15 protein-coding genes are annotated in these 14,180 nt (G+C 53.3%); 11 read left to right on the top strand and 4 right to left on the bottom strand.

The features are described from left to right. The 4 genes from FHC51_RS23030 to rluB form a co-directional block, all read left to right on the top strand. Window positions 1–99, top strand: a 99-nt coding sequence (locus FHC51_RS23030; protein ID WP_000641146.1) for an IS1 family transposase, incomplete at its 5' end; no start/stop codon positions are given. Window positions 100–285: 186 nt separating this feature from the next. Next, window positions 286–807, top strand: a complete 522-nt coding sequence (locus tag FHC51_RS17940; protein ID WP_220436259.1) for a DUF2778 domain-containing protein — start codon at window positions 286–288, stop codon at window positions 805–807. A 248-nt stretch (window positions 808–1,055) separates the two neighbouring features. Then, window positions 1,056–1,547 carry a type VI secretion system tube protein TssD gene (locus FHC51_RS17935; RefSeq protein ID WP_114314730.1) on the top strand — a complete coding sequence of 164 codons (492 nt, stop codon included), beginning with the start codon at window positions 1,056–1,058 and terminating at the stop codon, window positions 1,545–1,547. Window positions 1,548–1,805: 258 nt separating this feature from the next. Continuing rightward, entirely contained in the window at window positions 1,806–2,684 is an 879-nt protein-coding gene (rluB, locus tag FHC51_RS17930; protein WP_103822250.1) for a 23S rRNA pseudouridine(2605) synthase RluB, read from the top strand. Window positions 2,685–2,716: 32 nt separating this feature from the next. Here the strand turns inward: rluB and cobO are convergent, their stop codons facing one another. Together cobO and FHC51_RS17920 are read right to left on the bottom strand one after the other, a co-directional pair. Continuing rightward, window positions 2,717–3,307 (bottom strand): cob(I)yrinic acid a,c-diamide adenosyltransferase, encoded by a 591-nt coding sequence (gene cobO, locus FHC51_RS17925; protein WP_103179892.1) that lies wholly within the window; start codon window positions 3,305–3,307, stop codon window positions 2,717–2,719. After that, a complete protein-coding gene (locus FHC51_RS17920; RefSeq protein WP_220436258.1) occupies window positions 3,304–4,065 on the bottom strand; it encodes a YciK family oxidoreductase in 762 nt (253 codons plus the stop codon). The genes cobO and FHC51_RS17920 overlap by 4 nt, the downstream gene beginning before the upstream one ends. A 249-nt stretch (window positions 4,066–4,314) precedes the next feature. Here FHC51_RS17920 and sohB point away from each other — a divergent pair, with 249 nt between their 5' ends. Next, window positions 4,315–5,361, top strand: coding sequence for a protease SohB (gene sohB / locus FHC51_RS17915; RefSeq protein WP_103822248.1), 1,047 nt, complete (start codon window positions 4,315–4,317; stop codon window positions 5,359–5,361). 35 nt (window positions 5,362–5,396) lie between these two features. On the opposite strand, the gene FHC51_RS17910 is transcribed toward sohB, so the two are convergent. Next, window positions 5,397–5,648 (bottom strand): YciN family protein, encoded by a 252-nt coding sequence (locus FHC51_RS17910; RefSeq protein WP_220436257.1) that lies wholly within the window; start codon window positions 5,646–5,648, stop codon window positions 5,397–5,399. A 396-nt stretch (window positions 5,649–6,044) separates the two neighbouring features. Here FHC51_RS17910 and topA point away from each other — a divergent pair, with 396 nt between their 5' ends. The 6 genes from topA (at window position 6,045) to acnA (ending at window position 13,514) form a co-directional block, all read left to right on the top strand. Continuing rightward, a complete protein-coding gene (gene topA / locus FHC51_RS17905; RefSeq protein WP_114314733.1) occupies window positions 6,045–8,639 on the top strand; it encodes a type I DNA topoisomerase in 2,595 nt (864 codons plus the stop codon). Between the two features lie 186 nt (window positions 8,640–8,825). Next, the gene (gene cysB, locus FHC51_RS17900; protein WP_032611190.1) at window positions 8,826–9,800 is read left to right on the top strand and encodes an HTH-type transcriptional regulator CysB; all 975 of its coding nucleotides are present in this window, start codon (window positions 8,826–8,828) and stop codon (window positions 9,798–9,800) included. Between the two features lie 334 nt (window positions 9,801–10,134). Next, entirely contained in the window at window positions 10,135–10,275 is a 141-nt protein-coding gene (locus FHC51_RS17895) for a YmiA family putative membrane protein (protein WP_220436256.1), read from the top strand. Window positions 10,276–10,277: 2 nt separating this feature from the next. Continuing rightward, the gene (locus tag FHC51_RS17890) at window positions 10,278–10,448 is read left to right on the top strand and encodes a hypothetical protein (RefSeq protein ID WP_220436255.1); all 171 of its coding nucleotides are present in this window, start codon (window positions 10,278–10,280) and stop codon (window positions 10,446–10,448) included. A 125-nt stretch (window positions 10,449–10,573) separates the two neighbouring features. Beyond that, entirely contained in the window at window positions 10,574–10,675 is a 102-nt protein-coding gene (gene ymiC / locus FHC51_RS23025) for a small membrane protein YmiC (RefSeq protein WP_231604113.1), read from the top strand. A 163-nt stretch (window positions 10,676–10,838) separates the two neighbouring features. Continuing rightward, window positions 10,839–13,514 (top strand): aconitate hydratase AcnA, encoded by a 2,676-nt coding sequence (gene acnA / locus FHC51_RS17885; RefSeq protein WP_220436254.1) that lies wholly within the window; start codon window positions 10,839–10,841, stop codon window positions 13,512–13,514. Between the two features lie 39 nt (window positions 13,515–13,553). Here acnA and ribA read toward each other — a convergent pair whose 3' ends face one another. Continuing rightward, a complete protein-coding gene (gene ribA, locus FHC51_RS17880; RefSeq protein ID WP_168192025.1) occupies window positions 13,554–14,144 on the bottom strand; it encodes a GTP cyclohydrolase II in 591 nt (196 codons plus the stop codon). Window positions 14,145–14,180 lie beyond the last annotated feature (36 nt).

The raw sequence follows: 14,180 nt of genomic DNA, 5'->3' as shown, positions 1-14,180 counted from the left end.
CTGGCAAGGCTGGGACGGAAGTCACTGTCGTTCTCAAAATCGGTGGAGCTGCATGACAAGGTCATCGGGCATTATCTGAACATAAAACACTATCAGTAAGTTGGAGTCATTACCTGAATTCTCCTGCTATAATGGCCCTGCTATTAATGCTTAGCTTATTTCCCACGCACATTTAATATCTTGTTATTATCTGAAAATTAGCCCGCGTCCGGAATAACCCTATTCCCGCATGAATATGTAGATATACGATAAGTGAACACATATTTATAGATATAGGGGTTGTCTATGGCATTACGAGGGACATTAATTCTGAACGGAGCAGACTACTCGCCTTTTAATCTATACGGCGTGGGGGTGTTTATGGCACATTCAGGTAAAGGCGTCTGCCGTAACAATGGCGGATGCCGAAATATTCCTGACAATGGCCCAATTCCGCCCGGTAAGTATTGGATTGTAGATCGGCATGAGGGGAACTGGTTCTCGCAAAAGCAACTTGAAATTAAAGATTTTACAAAGCGAATACTGAATATCAGCCCTTTTGGTAAATCGGATTGGTTTGCCTTGTGGCGAGATGATTGGGGAATAGACGATAATACCTGGATAGAGGGTGTTAAGCGCGGTAGCTTCCGGTTGCACCCCGGTGTTTCGTCAAAAGGCTGTATAACAATCGCCCATAATTCTGATTTTGCGATGATTTATAATGCGCTTATGAATACATCACTTATTCAGGTCCCCTGTATGCGGGCGTTGATGGCGAGAGGATGGGTGGAGGTAGTTGCTGGTGGTTATAACAACATTCGTTTGTAGGTTAAGTAAAGTTATTTATTTTATTACATTATTTATAGTTGTAGGCCGCTTGATAGGCGATCCTGAACTCTGGTTTAACGATGATTTAGCCACACGCATTGGTCATCTTATTTATGGGCCTGACGAAATCGGTGCGGATAATTTTTATGATCTGTATTTATACATTCACATAATTTCTATCTTACCTGTGGCTATATTTATCTATGTTATGACAATGAAGTTAATCAAAAAATTAAGGAGCAAATAAAATGCCAATTCCTCCGTATATGTGGCTTAAAGACGATGGTGGCGCAGATATTAAAGGTTCTGTAGATATTCAGGACCGTGAAGGCAGCGTCGAAATTATCGGTCTGAGTCATGGCATCCACCTGCCTGTTGACAGTGCCAACGGTAAAATTACCGGGACACGTCAGCACTCATCTATGATGATCGAAAAGGAGGTAGATAGTTCCACCCCCTACCTTTATAAAGCGGCTGCTACAGGGCAGACGTTGAAAAGTGCCGAGATCAGGTTTTATCACATTAACGACGCAGGACAGGAAGTCTGCTATTACACGGTGTTGATGGAAAACGTGAAGATCACTGGCGTTAACTGTGCTGTGCCTAACGTAAAATTATCGGGCAACGATAAAATGAATCATGTAGAAAGCGTCAGCATTCAGTATGAAAAAATTACCTGGCGTATCGTGGATGGCAACATTCAGTTCACTGATGCCTGGAACGAGCGTCCTACAGCCTGAGAAGATCTGCCTGCCCAAATCGTTGGGTTTGCTTCAGGTTACCAGCACCAGAACGCTGCTGCGCAAAACTTGTTGAATCATTTAGTCTAAAATTCATGTAGTATGTGCGGCCATGAATCACTGGGCGAGACGTATTGTCTGCCATTATGTGTGCTGTGAAAGATTTACAGATCATTGAGTTAAGGTTGAATCGCGCTTAACTCCTTGTTTTCGAATGTATACCAGACGCCTGTGAAGGCGACACCTGAAGGAAGCTCAATGAGCGAGAAATTACAGAAAGTGCTGGCCCGCGCCGGCCACGGTTCACGCCGTGAAATCGAAACCATTATCGAAGCAGGTCGTGTCAGTGTGGACGGTAAAATCGCCACGCTGGGCGACCGCGTGGAAATCGTACCAGGCCTGAAAATCCGTATCGATGGCCACCTGATCTCGGTGAAAGAGTCCGCCGAGCAAATCTGCCGCGTACTGGCTTACTACAAGCCGGAAGGCGAGCTCTGCACCCGCAACGATCCGGAAGGTCGCCCAACCGTATTCGACCGCCTGCCAAAACTGCGCGGCGCGCGCTGGATCGCTGTAGGTCGTCTGGATGTTAACACCTGTGGCCTGCTGCTCTTCACCACCGACGGTGAACTGGCAAACCGTCTGATGCACCCAAGCCGTGAAGTAGAGCGTGAGTACGCGGTCCGCGTGTTCGGTGAAGTTGACGACAATAAGATCCGTGAACTCTCCCGCGGCGTGCAGCTTGAAGATGGCCCGGCTGCGTTTAAAACCATCAAGTTTACCGGTGGTGAAGGTATTAACCAGTGGTACAACGTCACCCTGACCGAAGGTCGTAACCGCGAGGTGCGTCGCCTGTGGGAAGCCGTTGGCGTGCAGGTTAGCCGCCTGATCCGCGTCCGTTACGGTGATATTCTTCTGCCGAAGGGCCTGCCACGTGGCGGCTATACGGAGCTGGATTTAACCCAGACCAACTATCTGCGTGAGCTGGTGCAGCTGGCGCCAGAAACCTCCTCGAAAGTGGCGGTAGAAAAAGATCGTCGTCGCATGAAGGCGAACCAGATCCGCCGGGCGGTTAAACGCCATAGCCAGGTCAGCGGCAATAATCGCCGCTCCGGCAGCCGTAACAACAACGGCTAAAAAAACAAAACCCGGCCTGGCCGGGTTTTTTGTTAATAGTCGATGCCGATTTGCGCTTTAACGCCTGCATCAAAGGCGTGTTTCACCGGGCGTAACTCGCTGACCGTATCCGCCATCTCCATAAGATCCCGATGACAGCCGCGCCCGGTAATAATCACCGTCTGGTGCGCCGGTCGGTTGTTCAGCGCATCAACCACTTCCTGTAACGGTAAATAGTCGTAGGCCACCATATAGGTGATCTCATCGAGCAGAACCATATTCAACGTGGTATCCGCCAGCATGCGCTTTGCATGCTCCCAGACCGCCAGGCAGGCCGCGGTGTCAGTGTCGCGGTTTTGCGTGTCCCAGGTAAAGCCGGTCGCCATAACCTGAAACTCCACACCCTGCGGCTCCAGCAGATTACGCTCGCCGTTAGGCCACTCGCCTTTGATGAACTGGATCACGCCCACCTTTTGCCCGTGACCCACGGCGCGGGTCGCCGTACCAAAGGCCGCGGTGGTTTTACCTTTACCGTTACCGGTGAAGACAATGATAATCCCGCGCTCATCCTGAGCTGCGGCAACGCGGGCATCGACCTGCTCTTTCAGGCGCTGCTGGCGCTGCTGATGACGTTCATCACTCATTGCGATATTCCTGGTTTACGGCCGGGTTGGGCATCAAAGGTCATGCCGGTTTTCCGGCGGCTGTCGTCGCCCATCAGCCACAGATAGAGCGGCATGATATCGGCAGGGGTTTTCAGTTTCAGCGGATCTTCTGTCGGGAACGCGCTGGCGCGCATGCTGGTGCGTGTCCCGCCGGGGTTGATGCAGTTGACGCGGAGATGGCGGCTCTGATATTCCTCGGCCAGGACCTGCATCATCCCTTCGGTGGCAAATTTCGAGGCGGCATAGGCGCCCCAGTTAGCCCGACCCTGACGCCCGACGCTGGATGAGGTAAACACCAGCGAGCCGGAATCGGACTTCAGTAATAAAGGAAGCAATGCCTGGGTAAGGAAGAAGGTGCCGTTAACGTTGACCTGCATCACCTGCTGCCAGATCTCTGGGGTTTGCTCCTCCATTGGCCGCACTTCGCCGAGGAAGCCCGCATTATGCAGCACCCCGTCCAGACGTGGATACTCAGCGGCAATGCGCTCAGCAAGTTCCCGGCAGCTCTGGGGGGTACAGGTTAACAGGTCGAGAACATATTCGCGGGTCGGCGCGCCGCCTTCACTGGCGATCGCCTGCGCGACATCGCGCAATTTATCTTCATTACGTCCCAGCAGAATCAGGCGCGCACCGTGGCGGGCGTAGGTCAGCGCCGCTTCGCGGCCAATGCCGTCGCTGGCTCCCGTGACCAGAATAATACGGTTTTGCAGTAGATCTTTTTTCGGTTGATAGTGCAAGGTCACTCCTCTGGCGCGCGTTGGCGCGGCCCATGCTGTGCGGTCTCTTTTCGGCTTTATGCCCGAAAGCGCGGCTGATTACAATCAGTCTACCGGAGAGTTCGCTGTAAAATTAACAATTTGCAAATATTTCATCCATAAATAAACATTTCTGAAGAGGGCTCGCAAGGATATCGTCAGGTAAGAGACGCCTGGTAAAGGCTGTTGTACACTGGGTGTGAAAACAAGTGGTTAAACCAAGGTGGACGCGTGGAATTACTTTCTGAGTACGGTTTATTTCTGGCCAAAATTGCGACGGTGGTGATTGCCATTGCGGTGATCGCCGTTCTGATTGTTAACCTGACGCAGCGAAAACGTCAGCGCGGCGAGTTGCGCATTACCCGCTTAAGCGAGCAGTACACTGAGATGAAGGAAGAGATGTCAGTGGCGCTGCTTGATGCGCATCAGCAAAAGCAGTGGCACAAAGCGCAGAAGAAAAAGCACAAACTTGACGCGAAAGCGGCAAAGCAGAAAGCAAAGCAGGAACTCCATCCGGAGGTGGCAAAGCCGCGGGTCTATGTGCTGGACTTCAAAGGCAGCATGGACGCCCATGAAGTCTCCTCCCTGCGCGAGGAGATCACCGCGGTGCTGGCGGTGGCAAGGGCCGAAGATCAGGTGGTGCTGCGTCTCGAAAGCCCGGGTGGGGTGGTGCATGGTTACGGGCTGGCCTCCTCACAGCTGCAACGTCTGCGTGACAAACATATCCCGCTGACGGTGGCGGTGGATAAAGTCGCTGCCAGCGGCGGTTATATGATGGCTTGCGTGGCCGACAAAATTGTCGCGGCGCCTTTCTCTATTATTGGTTCGATTGGCGTGGTGGCGCAGATCCCTAACTTCAATCGTTTCCTGAAAAATAAAGATATCGATGTCGAGCTTCACACGGCGGGCCAGTACAAGCGCACGCTGACCCTGCTGGGTGAAAACACCGAAGAGGGGCGACAGAAATTCCGTGAAGATCTTAATGACACCCATCAGCTGTTTAAAGGGTTTGTGAAGCAGATGCGACCCACGCTGAATATCGACGAGGTTGCCACCGGCGAGCACTGGTACGGTACTCAGGCGCTGGAAAAGGGGCTGGTGGATGAGGTGGGAACCAGCGACGATCTGCTGCTGTCGCTGATGGAGGGCCGCGAGCTGGTGGGCGTGCGCTATACGCGCCGTAAAAAGCTGATGGACCGCTTTACTAACAGCGCCGCAGAGAGCGCGGATCGTCTGCTGCTGCGCTGGCTGCAGCGAGGGCAGAAACCGCTGCTGTGAATAAAAACGCGAGGCACTGGCCTCGCGTTTTTGCATCAATCAACCAGGTGGTACTTATCAGATAAGACATGGGCGAGGTATTTAAACATATTAAATACCGCCGTGCTGCGCGGGGTCGGTAACCCCTGCTCATCGAGAAAGTACTCTCCGCTGAACACCAGCACACCATTGCGCTGTTCAACGCCAGTGGCTTCGATCCCTGCCATGGTGTCGTCATGTTCACGAATGAGTTTATTTGCTTCAGCAAGCAACGTTTCACGGTCAATGGGTTGGGTATTTTGCTGCATTATCCACTCCTTAAACAGTGATATTAGTCTACGCCGCCGCGGTCCCGGGAGCAAATTTTCCCCGTTTTGCCCCCTCCAGGGCAAGAGGCACAGCGCTGGCGTGATTTGCTTTTGCATGCTAATAAAGTTGCGTAACGGATTTTATCAGGTAGAGTGTGCGCTTTCGTCATTCTGGCAACAGATTTGCTTGACATTCGACCTAAATCTCGTCGTGTGGTTATACTGGAGCGAGAAAAATCGCGTCAACTCAACTGCTTATGTGATGTCGATTTTATGACTGAACGGCAAACGGGGTTGATATCCACTCGTGGCGTCGTTATATAAATGTCTCGTCGCCAGTGGAAGGTGAACTCACGCGACGTATTCCTGGAAGAAACAAATTAGGTAAAGGTGAATATGGGTAAAGCTCTCGTTATCGTTGAGTCCCCGGCAAAAGCCAAAACGATCAATAAGTATTTGGGTAGTGACTACGTGGTTAAGTCCAGCGTCGGTCATATCCGCGATCTGCCGACCAGTGGCTCAGCCAAGAAGAGCGCCGACTCTACCTCCACCAAAGGGGCCAAAAAGCCTAAAAAGGATGAACGTAGCGCGCTCGTAAATCGCATGGGAGTTAACCCATGGGATAACTGGCAGGCACAGTACGAAGTACTGCCGGGTAAAGAGAAAGTCGTCTCCGAGCTGAAACAGCTGGCGGAAAAAGCCGACCACATCTATCTCGCAACCGACCTTGACCGCGAAGGGGAGGCCATTGCATGGCACCTGCGGGAGGTGATCGGGGGCGATGACACACGCTATAGCCGCGTAGTGTTTAACGAAATTACTAAAAACGCGATCCGCCAGGCGTTTGAAAAGCCGGGTGAGCTGAATATCGACCGCGTCAACGCTCAGCAGGCGCGCCGCTTTATGGACCGCGTCGTGGGTTACATGGTTTCTCCACTGCTGTGGAAAAAGATTGCGCGTGGGCTCTCCGCAGGCCGCGTACAGTCCGTTGCCGTGCGTCTGGTGGTTGAACGGGAACGCGAAATCAAAGCGTTCGTGCCAGAAGAGTTCTGGGAAGTTGACGCCAGCGTGACCACGCCGGGCGGCGACACCTTGCCGCTGGAAGTGTCGCACCAGAACGATAAGCCGTTCCGTCCTGAAAATCGCGAACAGACCATGGCCGCAGTAGCGCTGCTGGAAAAAGCGCGTTATCAGGTGCTGGATCGTGAAGACAAACCGACCAGCAGCAAGCCTGGCGCACCGTTTATCACCTCCACATTGCAGCAGGCGGCCAGCACCCGTCTGGGCTATGGCGTGAAAAAAACCATGATGATGGCGCAGCGTCTGTATGAAGCGGGTCACATCACCTATATGCGTACTGACTCTACCAACCTGAGCCAGGACGCCGTCAACATGGTGCGTGATTACATTGGCGACAATTTCGGTAAGAAATACCTGCCGGAAAGCGCCAATCAGTACAACAGCAAAGAGAACTCCCAGGAAGCGCACGAAGCGATTCGTCCTTCTGACGTCTCTGTGCTGGCGGAATCCCTTAAGGATATGGAAGCCGATGCGCAAAAACTGTATCAGCTGATCTGGCGCCAGTTTGTTGCCTGTCAGATGACCCCGGCGCAGTATGACTCCACCACGCTGACCGTGGGCGCGGGTGATTTCCGCCTCAAGGCGCGTGGCCGTATCCTGCGTTTCGATGGCTGGACCAAAGTGATGCCAGCGCTGCGTAAAGGTGATGAAGATAAAACCCTGCCAGCGGTCAACGCCGGGGATGAACTTACCCTGGTTGAGCTGACCCCGGCCCAGCACTTCACCAAGCCGCCGGCACGCTTCAGCGAAGCCTCGCTGGTGAAAGAGCTGGAAAAACGTGGTATTGGTCGCCCGTCCACCTATGCGTCGATCATCTCGACCATTCAGGATCGCGGCTATGTGCGCGCGGAAAACCGCCGTTTCTATGCGGAGAAAATGGGTGAAATCGTCACCGATCGCCTGGAAGATAACTTCCGCGAGCTGATGAACTACGATTTTACCGCGCAGATGGAAAACAGCCTTGACCAGGTGGCTAACCATGAAGCCGAGTGGAAGAAGGTGCTGGACAGCTTCTTCAGCGACTTCACCAAGCAGCTGGATAAAGCGGAAAAAGACCCGGAAGAAGGCGGTATGCAGCCGAACCAGATGGTGCTGACCAGCATCGACTGTCCGACCTGCGGCCGTAAGATGGGGATTCGTACCGCCACGACCGGTGTCTTCCTTGGCTGCTCAGGCTATGCGTTGTCGCCGAAGGAGCGCTGCAAAACCACCATCAACCTGGTGCCGGAAAACGAAGTGCTGAACGTGCTGGAAGGCGACGATGCGGAAACCAACGCATTACGCGCCAAACGCCGCTGCAATAAGTGCGGCACAGCGATGGATAGCTACCTCATCGACCCGAAACGTAAGCTGCATGTCTGTGGTAACAACCCGACCTGCGACGGTTACGAGATTGAAGAGGGTGAGTTCCGCATCAAGGGTTATGACGGTCCGATTGTGGAATGCGAAAAGTGTGGTTCTGAAATGCACCTGAAAATGGGGCGTTTTGGTAAGTACATGGCCTGCACCAATGACGACTGCAAAAACACGCGTAAGATCCTGCGTAACGGTGAAGTGGCTCCGCCGAAGGAAGATCCGGTGCCGTTGCCGGAGCTGCCGTGTGAAAAATCCGATGCGTACTTTGTACTGCGTGACGGTGCTGCGGGCGTCTTCCTGGCGGCGAATACCTTCCCGAAATCGCGTGAAACGCGTGCGCCGCTGGTTGAAGAGCTTTACCGCTTCCGCGATCGCCTGCCAGAAAAACTGCGTTATCTGGCCGATGCACCGCAGCAGGATGCAGAAGGTAATAAGACCGTTGTGCGTTTTAGCCGTAAAACCAAGCAGCAATATGTCGCTGCTGAGAAAGAGGGTAAAGCAACCGGCTGGTCAGCATTTTATGTTGACGGCAAATGGGTTGAAGGCAAGAAATAGCCTTAATTTACGCTAAGTTACCTCGTAAGGGCCGGTATTCCGGCCCTTTTTTATTACCGGGTTATTATTTTTTGTTCCGGGCTATACAGCAAAGATATAAGTGATATAGTGGTTATAGTTAACCCTTTCTTTATTATCAAATCGTCTTAAGCGATTGCCCGTGTGCGCTAAATCGGATGGTCTGGCATGAAACTACAGCAGCTCCGCTATATCGTTGAGGTGGTCAACCACAACCTTAACGTCTCCTCCACCGCAGAAGGTCTTTACACTTCGCAACCCGGCATCAGTAAGCAGGTACGCATGCTTGAAGATGAGCTGGGGATCCAGATTTTCGCCCGCAGTGGTAAGCACCTTACCCAGGTGACGCCAGCAGGACAGGAGATTATCCGCATCGCCCGCGAAGTGCTGTCGAAGGTCGATGCCATTAAATCCGTTGCCGGAGAGCATACCTGGCCGGATAAAGGCTCGTTATATATCGCCACCACCCACACACAGGCGCGCTACGCGTTGCCAGGGGTGATCAAAGGCTTTATTGAGCGCTATCCTCGCGTCTCGTTGCATATGCATCAGGGCTCGCCGACGCAAATTGCCGAAGCAGTCTCCAAGGGTAATGCGGACTTTGCTATCGCCACCGAGGCGCTGCACCTGTATGACGATCTGGTGATGCTGCCGTGCTATCACTGGAACCGTTCGATTGTGGTAACGCCGGAACATCCGCTGGCAGCAAAAACGTCGGTGTCGATTGAAGAACTGGCGCAGTACCCACTGGTGACATACACCTTTGGCTTTACGGGCCGCTCGGAACTCGATACCGCCTTTAATCGCGCGGGGCTTACGCCGCGGATTGTCTTTACCGCCACCGATGCCGATGTGATCAAAACCTACGTGCGGCTTGGGCTGGGGGTAGGGGTGATTGCCAGCATGGCGGTGGATCCTGTTGCCGATCCGGATTTAGTGCGTCTGGATACCCAGGGCGTATTCGGCCACAGCACGACCAAAATTGGTTTCCGCCGTAGCACCTTCCTGCGTAGTTATATGTATGATTTTATTCAACGATTTGCACCGCATCTGACCCGTGACGTGGTGGATACGGCGGTGGCGCTGCGCTCTAACGAAGATATCGAAGCGATGTTCAAAGATATCAAGCTGCCAGAAAAATAATAACCTCCGGTATCTTTCCTTCGGGAGAGATACCGTTATTTCTCTTAAGACCTGAATTAAATCTCTCCGATCTGCTTTCATTTCTTACAATAACCATAACGTTACGGCGTTTTTTCATGAGTCAGTTGTAAAAACGTGACAAAAATAGAAAATATTTTGCCGCTATGCAAATCCCACGTTTCATTTATATATTTCCGCTCAAAAGATTAACTATTTCACACCATACGATTCGTAAATTCGCTGGATCTTCGACTAAAGTTTCTTTAGGATTTATCTCAACTACGATTACTTATACCAATTGTTTGGTATTCAAATGATAAGCGAAATCGATTGTATGGGGTTAGCAATGCCGTCAGGACGTCACGAGCCGCAAAGGGACCCAGGACTTAAGCGCAAAGCCTGGCTGGCGGTGTTTCTCGGTTCCACCCTGTTTTGGGTAGTGGTGGCTTTACTTATCTGGAAATTCTGGGGTTAAGCATGGCGGTTCAGGGGCGTAGTGAAGCAGTGAAGCCTGTATGTCAGCAGCGTGACACGCGTCGCAAAGTCCGTAATGGATCTGCAGATAACGTCCCGGCATCCTGGAAGCTTTCGCCTGTGCAACAAGCCTTCATTGATCTCTTCGCAGAAGACGAAGAAAAAAAACAATAATTCTTATTATCAGCGTTGAGCGATAATAATCTGATGCGCTTTTGTACTCTTTAATAAATACACATCAGCAATACCGAACTGAGACAAACTCAGCGAGCAATAAATTAATAAAGCGTGGTGCCGCAATGATGAATAATATATCCGGAGCTAAATACTGGTCTTGGATGGCCGCCTTTTCCCTCTCGATCCTCTTCTGGTGCCAGCTAATCTGGCTCACCCTACACTGAACGATGAAAGCCTCGCGCCCGCGGGGCTTTTTTATGCCTTCTTTACACACTGAATTTGTCCATTTGAGTTGTTATCAAATCGTTACGATGATGATGTGTTATCTTTAATTACGGCCCTGATAAAAGTCAGGGCATCGCAATCCCGGTAATTAAGGAGGAGCTTATGTCGTTAACCCTACGCGAAGCCAGTAAGGACACATTGCAGGCTGAGAACAAAACCTATCACTACTACAGTCTGCCACTGGCCGCAAAGGAACTTGGGGATATTGCGCGCTTACCCAAGTCACTTAAAGTGTTACTGGAAAACCTCCTGCGCTGGCAGGATGACCTCTCCGTTACGGCTGAGGATATTCACGCCCTGGCCGGATGGTTGCAGAACGCCCACGCCGACCGGGAGATCGCCTATCGTCCGGCCAGGGTGCTAATGCAGGATTTCACCGGCGTCCCGGCGGTGGTTGATCTGGCGGCAATGCGTGAAGCGGTAAAACGCCTGGGGGGCGATACCGCAAAAGTGAACCCGCTCTCCCCGGTTGACCTGGTTATTGACCACTCGGTGACCGTGGACCATTTTGGCGATGATGATGCGTTTGAAGAGAACGTGCGTCTGGAGATGGAGCGTAACCACGAACGTTATGTGTTTCTCAAGTGGGGCCAGCAGGCGTTCAGTCGCTTCAGCGTCGTCCCACCTGGCACCGGTATCTGCCACCAGGTCAATCTGGAGTATCTTGGCAAAGCGGTGTGGAGCGAATTGCAGGATAAGGAGTGGGTGGCCTACCCGGATACGCTGGTCGGCACGGACTCCCACACCACCATGATCAACGGCCTCGGCGTGCTGGGCTGGGGGGTAGGGGGGATCGAAGCCGAGGCCGCCATGCTCGGCCAGCCGGTCTCGATGCTGATCCCGGATGTGGTCGGTTTTAAGCTGACCGGCAAGTTGCGCGAAGGCATCACCGCCACCGACCTGGTGCTCACCGTCACCCAGATGCTGCGTAAGCACGGCGTGGTGGGTAAATTTGTAGAATTCTATGGTGACGGCCTCGACTCTCTGCCGCTGGCAGACCGGGCCACTATCGCCAATATGGCGCCTGAATATGGCGCGACCTGCGGTTTCTTCCCCATTGATGGCGTGACGTTGGAGTATATGCGCCTCAGCGGGCGCAGCAGCGAGCAGGTCGCGCTGGTGGAAGCCTACGCTAAAGCACAGGGGATGTGGCGTAATCCGGGCGATGAACCGGTGTTCACCAGCACCCTGGCGCTGGATATGGGCGAGGTTGAAGCCAGCGTCGCCGGGCCGAAACGTCCCCAGGACCGGGTGGCTTTGCCGGATGTGCCTAAGGCGTTTGCCGCCAGTACTGAGCTGGAGGTCAATACCGCACAGAAGGATCGCCGGCCTATTGATTACGTCATGAACGGCCAGCAGTACCAGCTCCCGGACGGCGCGGTTGCGATCGCGGCCATCACCTCCTGCACCAACACCTCGAACCCCAGCATCCTGATGGCGGCGGGGCTGCTGGCGAAAAAAGCCGTTACCCTCGGCCTGAAACGCCAGCCGTGGGTCAAAGCCTCGCTGGCGCCTGGCTCGAAAGTGGTCTCCGATTACCTGGCGCAGGCCCGCCTGACGCCATATCTCGATGAGCTGGGCTTTAACCTGGTAGGGTACGGGTGTACCACCTGTATCGGTAACTCCGGGCCGCTGCCGGAACCTATCGAGACCGCAATCAAGCAGGGCGATTTGACGGTAGGGGCGGTGCTCTCGGGCAACCGTAACTTTGAAGGTCGTATCCATCCGCTGATTAAAACCAACTGGCTGGCCTCTCCGCCGCTGGTGGTGGCTTATGCCCTGGCGGGCAATATGAATATCAATCTGGCAACCGATCCGCTAGGATACGATCGCAAAGGGGATCCGGTTTATCTGAAAGATATCTGGCCGTCGGCACAGGAAATTGCTCTTGCGGTTGAAAAAGTTTCCACCGACATGTTCCGCAAGGAGTACGCCGAAGTGTTTGAAGGCACGCCTGAGTGGAAAACCATTGAAGTGGCGCGCTCAGATACCTACAGCTGGCAGGATGACTCTACCTACATCCGTCTGTCGCCTTTCTTTGACGAGATGCTGGCGGAACCCAAACCGCTGGAAGATATCCACGGTGCGCGCGTACTGGCCATCCTCGGTGACTCCGTGACCACGGACCATATCTCCCCGGCAGGCAGTATCAAGGCGGATAGCCCGGCAGGGCGTTACCTCCAGAGTCGTGGCGTAGAGCGGCGTGATTTTAACTCCTACGGTTCGCGTCGCGGCAACCATGAAGTGATGATGCGTGGCACCTTCGCCAATATTCGTATCCGCAACGAGATGGTGCCTGGGGTGGAAGGCGGAATGACGCGCCATCTGCCCGGTACTGAAGTGATCTCAATCTATGATGCGGCGATGAAATATCAGCAGGAGGGCATTCCGCTGGCGGTCATTGCCGGGAAAGAGTACGGCTCCGGATCAAGCCGCGACTGGGCAGCAAAAGGACCCAGATTGCTTGGTGTACGCGTCGTTATCGCCGAATCGTTTGAGCGTATCCACCGTTCAAACCTGATCGGGATGGGGATTTTACCCCTGGAGTTCCCGCAGGGGGTATCGCGTAAAACGCTGGGGCTGACGGGTGAGGAGCGCATTGATATTGCGGATCTGCAGAACCTGACGCCTGGCGCCACCGTGCCGGTCAAACTGACGCGAGCCGATGGGCAAACCGAGGTGGTGAACTGCCGCTGTCGTATCGATACTGCGACGGAGCTCACCTACTACCAGAACGACGGCATTTTGCACTATGTCATTCGTAATATGCTGAACTAAACGAAAATCAGCCCGGCATAAATTGCCGGGCTGTTGTTTTTACTTGTTAAGCAGATGACCTAGCTTGGCTGCTTTGGTATCCAGATAGTGTTCGTTTTTCGGGTTACGCCCCACAATCAGCGGCACACGTTCAACGATGTTGATCCCGGCTTCGGTCAGGATCTCCACCTTACGCGGGTTATTGGTCAGCAGACGCACTTCATCGACGCCCAGCAGCTTGAACATATCCGCGCACAGGGTGAAATCACGTTCATCGGCAGCAAAGCCCAACTGGTGATTAGCTTCAACGGTATCGTAGCCTTGATCCTGCAACGCATAGGCGCGGATCTTATTCAGCAGACCGATGTTGCGGCCCTCCTGACGGTGATACAGCAGAATGCCCCGGCCCTCTTCGGCGATGCGCGACAGGGCAGCTTCAAGTTGAAAACCACAATCGCAGCGCAGGCTAAACAGGGCATCACCCGTAAGACACTCAGAATGAACGCGAGCCAGAACCGGCGTCTGCCCGGACGTATCGCCGAAGACTAACGCGACATGATCCTGCCCGGTTGCCAGTTCTTCAAAGCCCACCATCAGGAAATCGCCCCATGGGGTTGGCAGATTGGCTTCTGCCACACGTTTAAGCTGCATGTGATTCTCCAGAAAATGCTGACACGCCTTGTGTCT

The organism is Leclercia sp. EC_58 (assembly GCF_019584355.1).
In the GTDB taxonomy this organism is placed as follows: Bacteria; Pseudomonadota; Gammaproteobacteria; order Enterobacterales; family Enterobacteriaceae; genus Enterobacter.
The sequence above is the reverse complement of the archived record's forward strand: the minus strand, read 5'-3'. Positions and strand labels throughout refer to the sequence as shown.

Bases quoted from the DNA above. Each gene is read 5' to 3' on its own strand.
- FHC51_RS17940 (WP_220436259.1), top strand. From the start codon at position 286: ATGGCATTACGAGGGACATTAATTCTGAACGGAGCAGACTACTCGCCT.
- FHC51_RS17935 (WP_114314730.1), top strand. From the start codon at position 1,056: ATGCCAATTCCTCCGTATATGTGGCTTAAAGACGATGGTGGCGCAGAT.
- rluB (WP_103822250.1), top strand. From the start codon at position 1,806: ATGAGCGAGAAATTACAGAAAGTGCTGGCCCGCGCCGGCCACGGTTCA.
- cobO (WP_103179892.1), bottom strand. From the start codon at position 3,307: ATGAGTGATGAACGTCATCAGCAGCGCCAGCAGCGCCTGAAAGAGCAG.
- FHC51_RS17910 (WP_220436257.1), bottom strand. From the start codon at position 5,648: ATGCAGCAAAATACCCAACCCATTGACCGTGAAACGTTGCTTGCTGAA.
- topA (WP_114314733.1), top strand. From the start codon at position 6,045: ATGGGTAAAGCTCTCGTTATCGTTGAGTCCCCGGCAAAAGCCAAAACG.
- cysB (WP_032611190.1), top strand. From the start codon at position 8,826: ATGAAACTACAGCAGCTCCGCTATATCGTTGAGGTGGTCAACCACAAC.
- FHC51_RS17895 (WP_220436256.1), top strand. From the start codon at position 10,135: ATGGGGTTAGCAATGCCGTCAGGACGTCACGAGCCGCAAAGGGACCCA.
- FHC51_RS17890 (WP_220436255.1), top strand. From the start codon at position 10,278: ATGGCGGTTCAGGGGCGTAGTGAAGCAGTGAAGCCTGTATGTCAGCAG.
- ymiC (WP_231604113.1), top strand. From the start codon at position 10,574: ATGATGAATAATATATCCGGAGCTAAATACTGGTCTTGGATGGCCGCC.
- acnA (WP_220436254.1), top strand. From the start codon at position 10,839: ATGTCGTTAACCCTACGCGAAGCCAGTAAGGACACATTGCAGGCTGAG.
- ribA (WP_168192025.1), bottom strand. From the start codon at position 14,144: ATGCAGCTTAAACGTGTGGCAGAAGCCAATCTGCCAACCCCATGGGGC.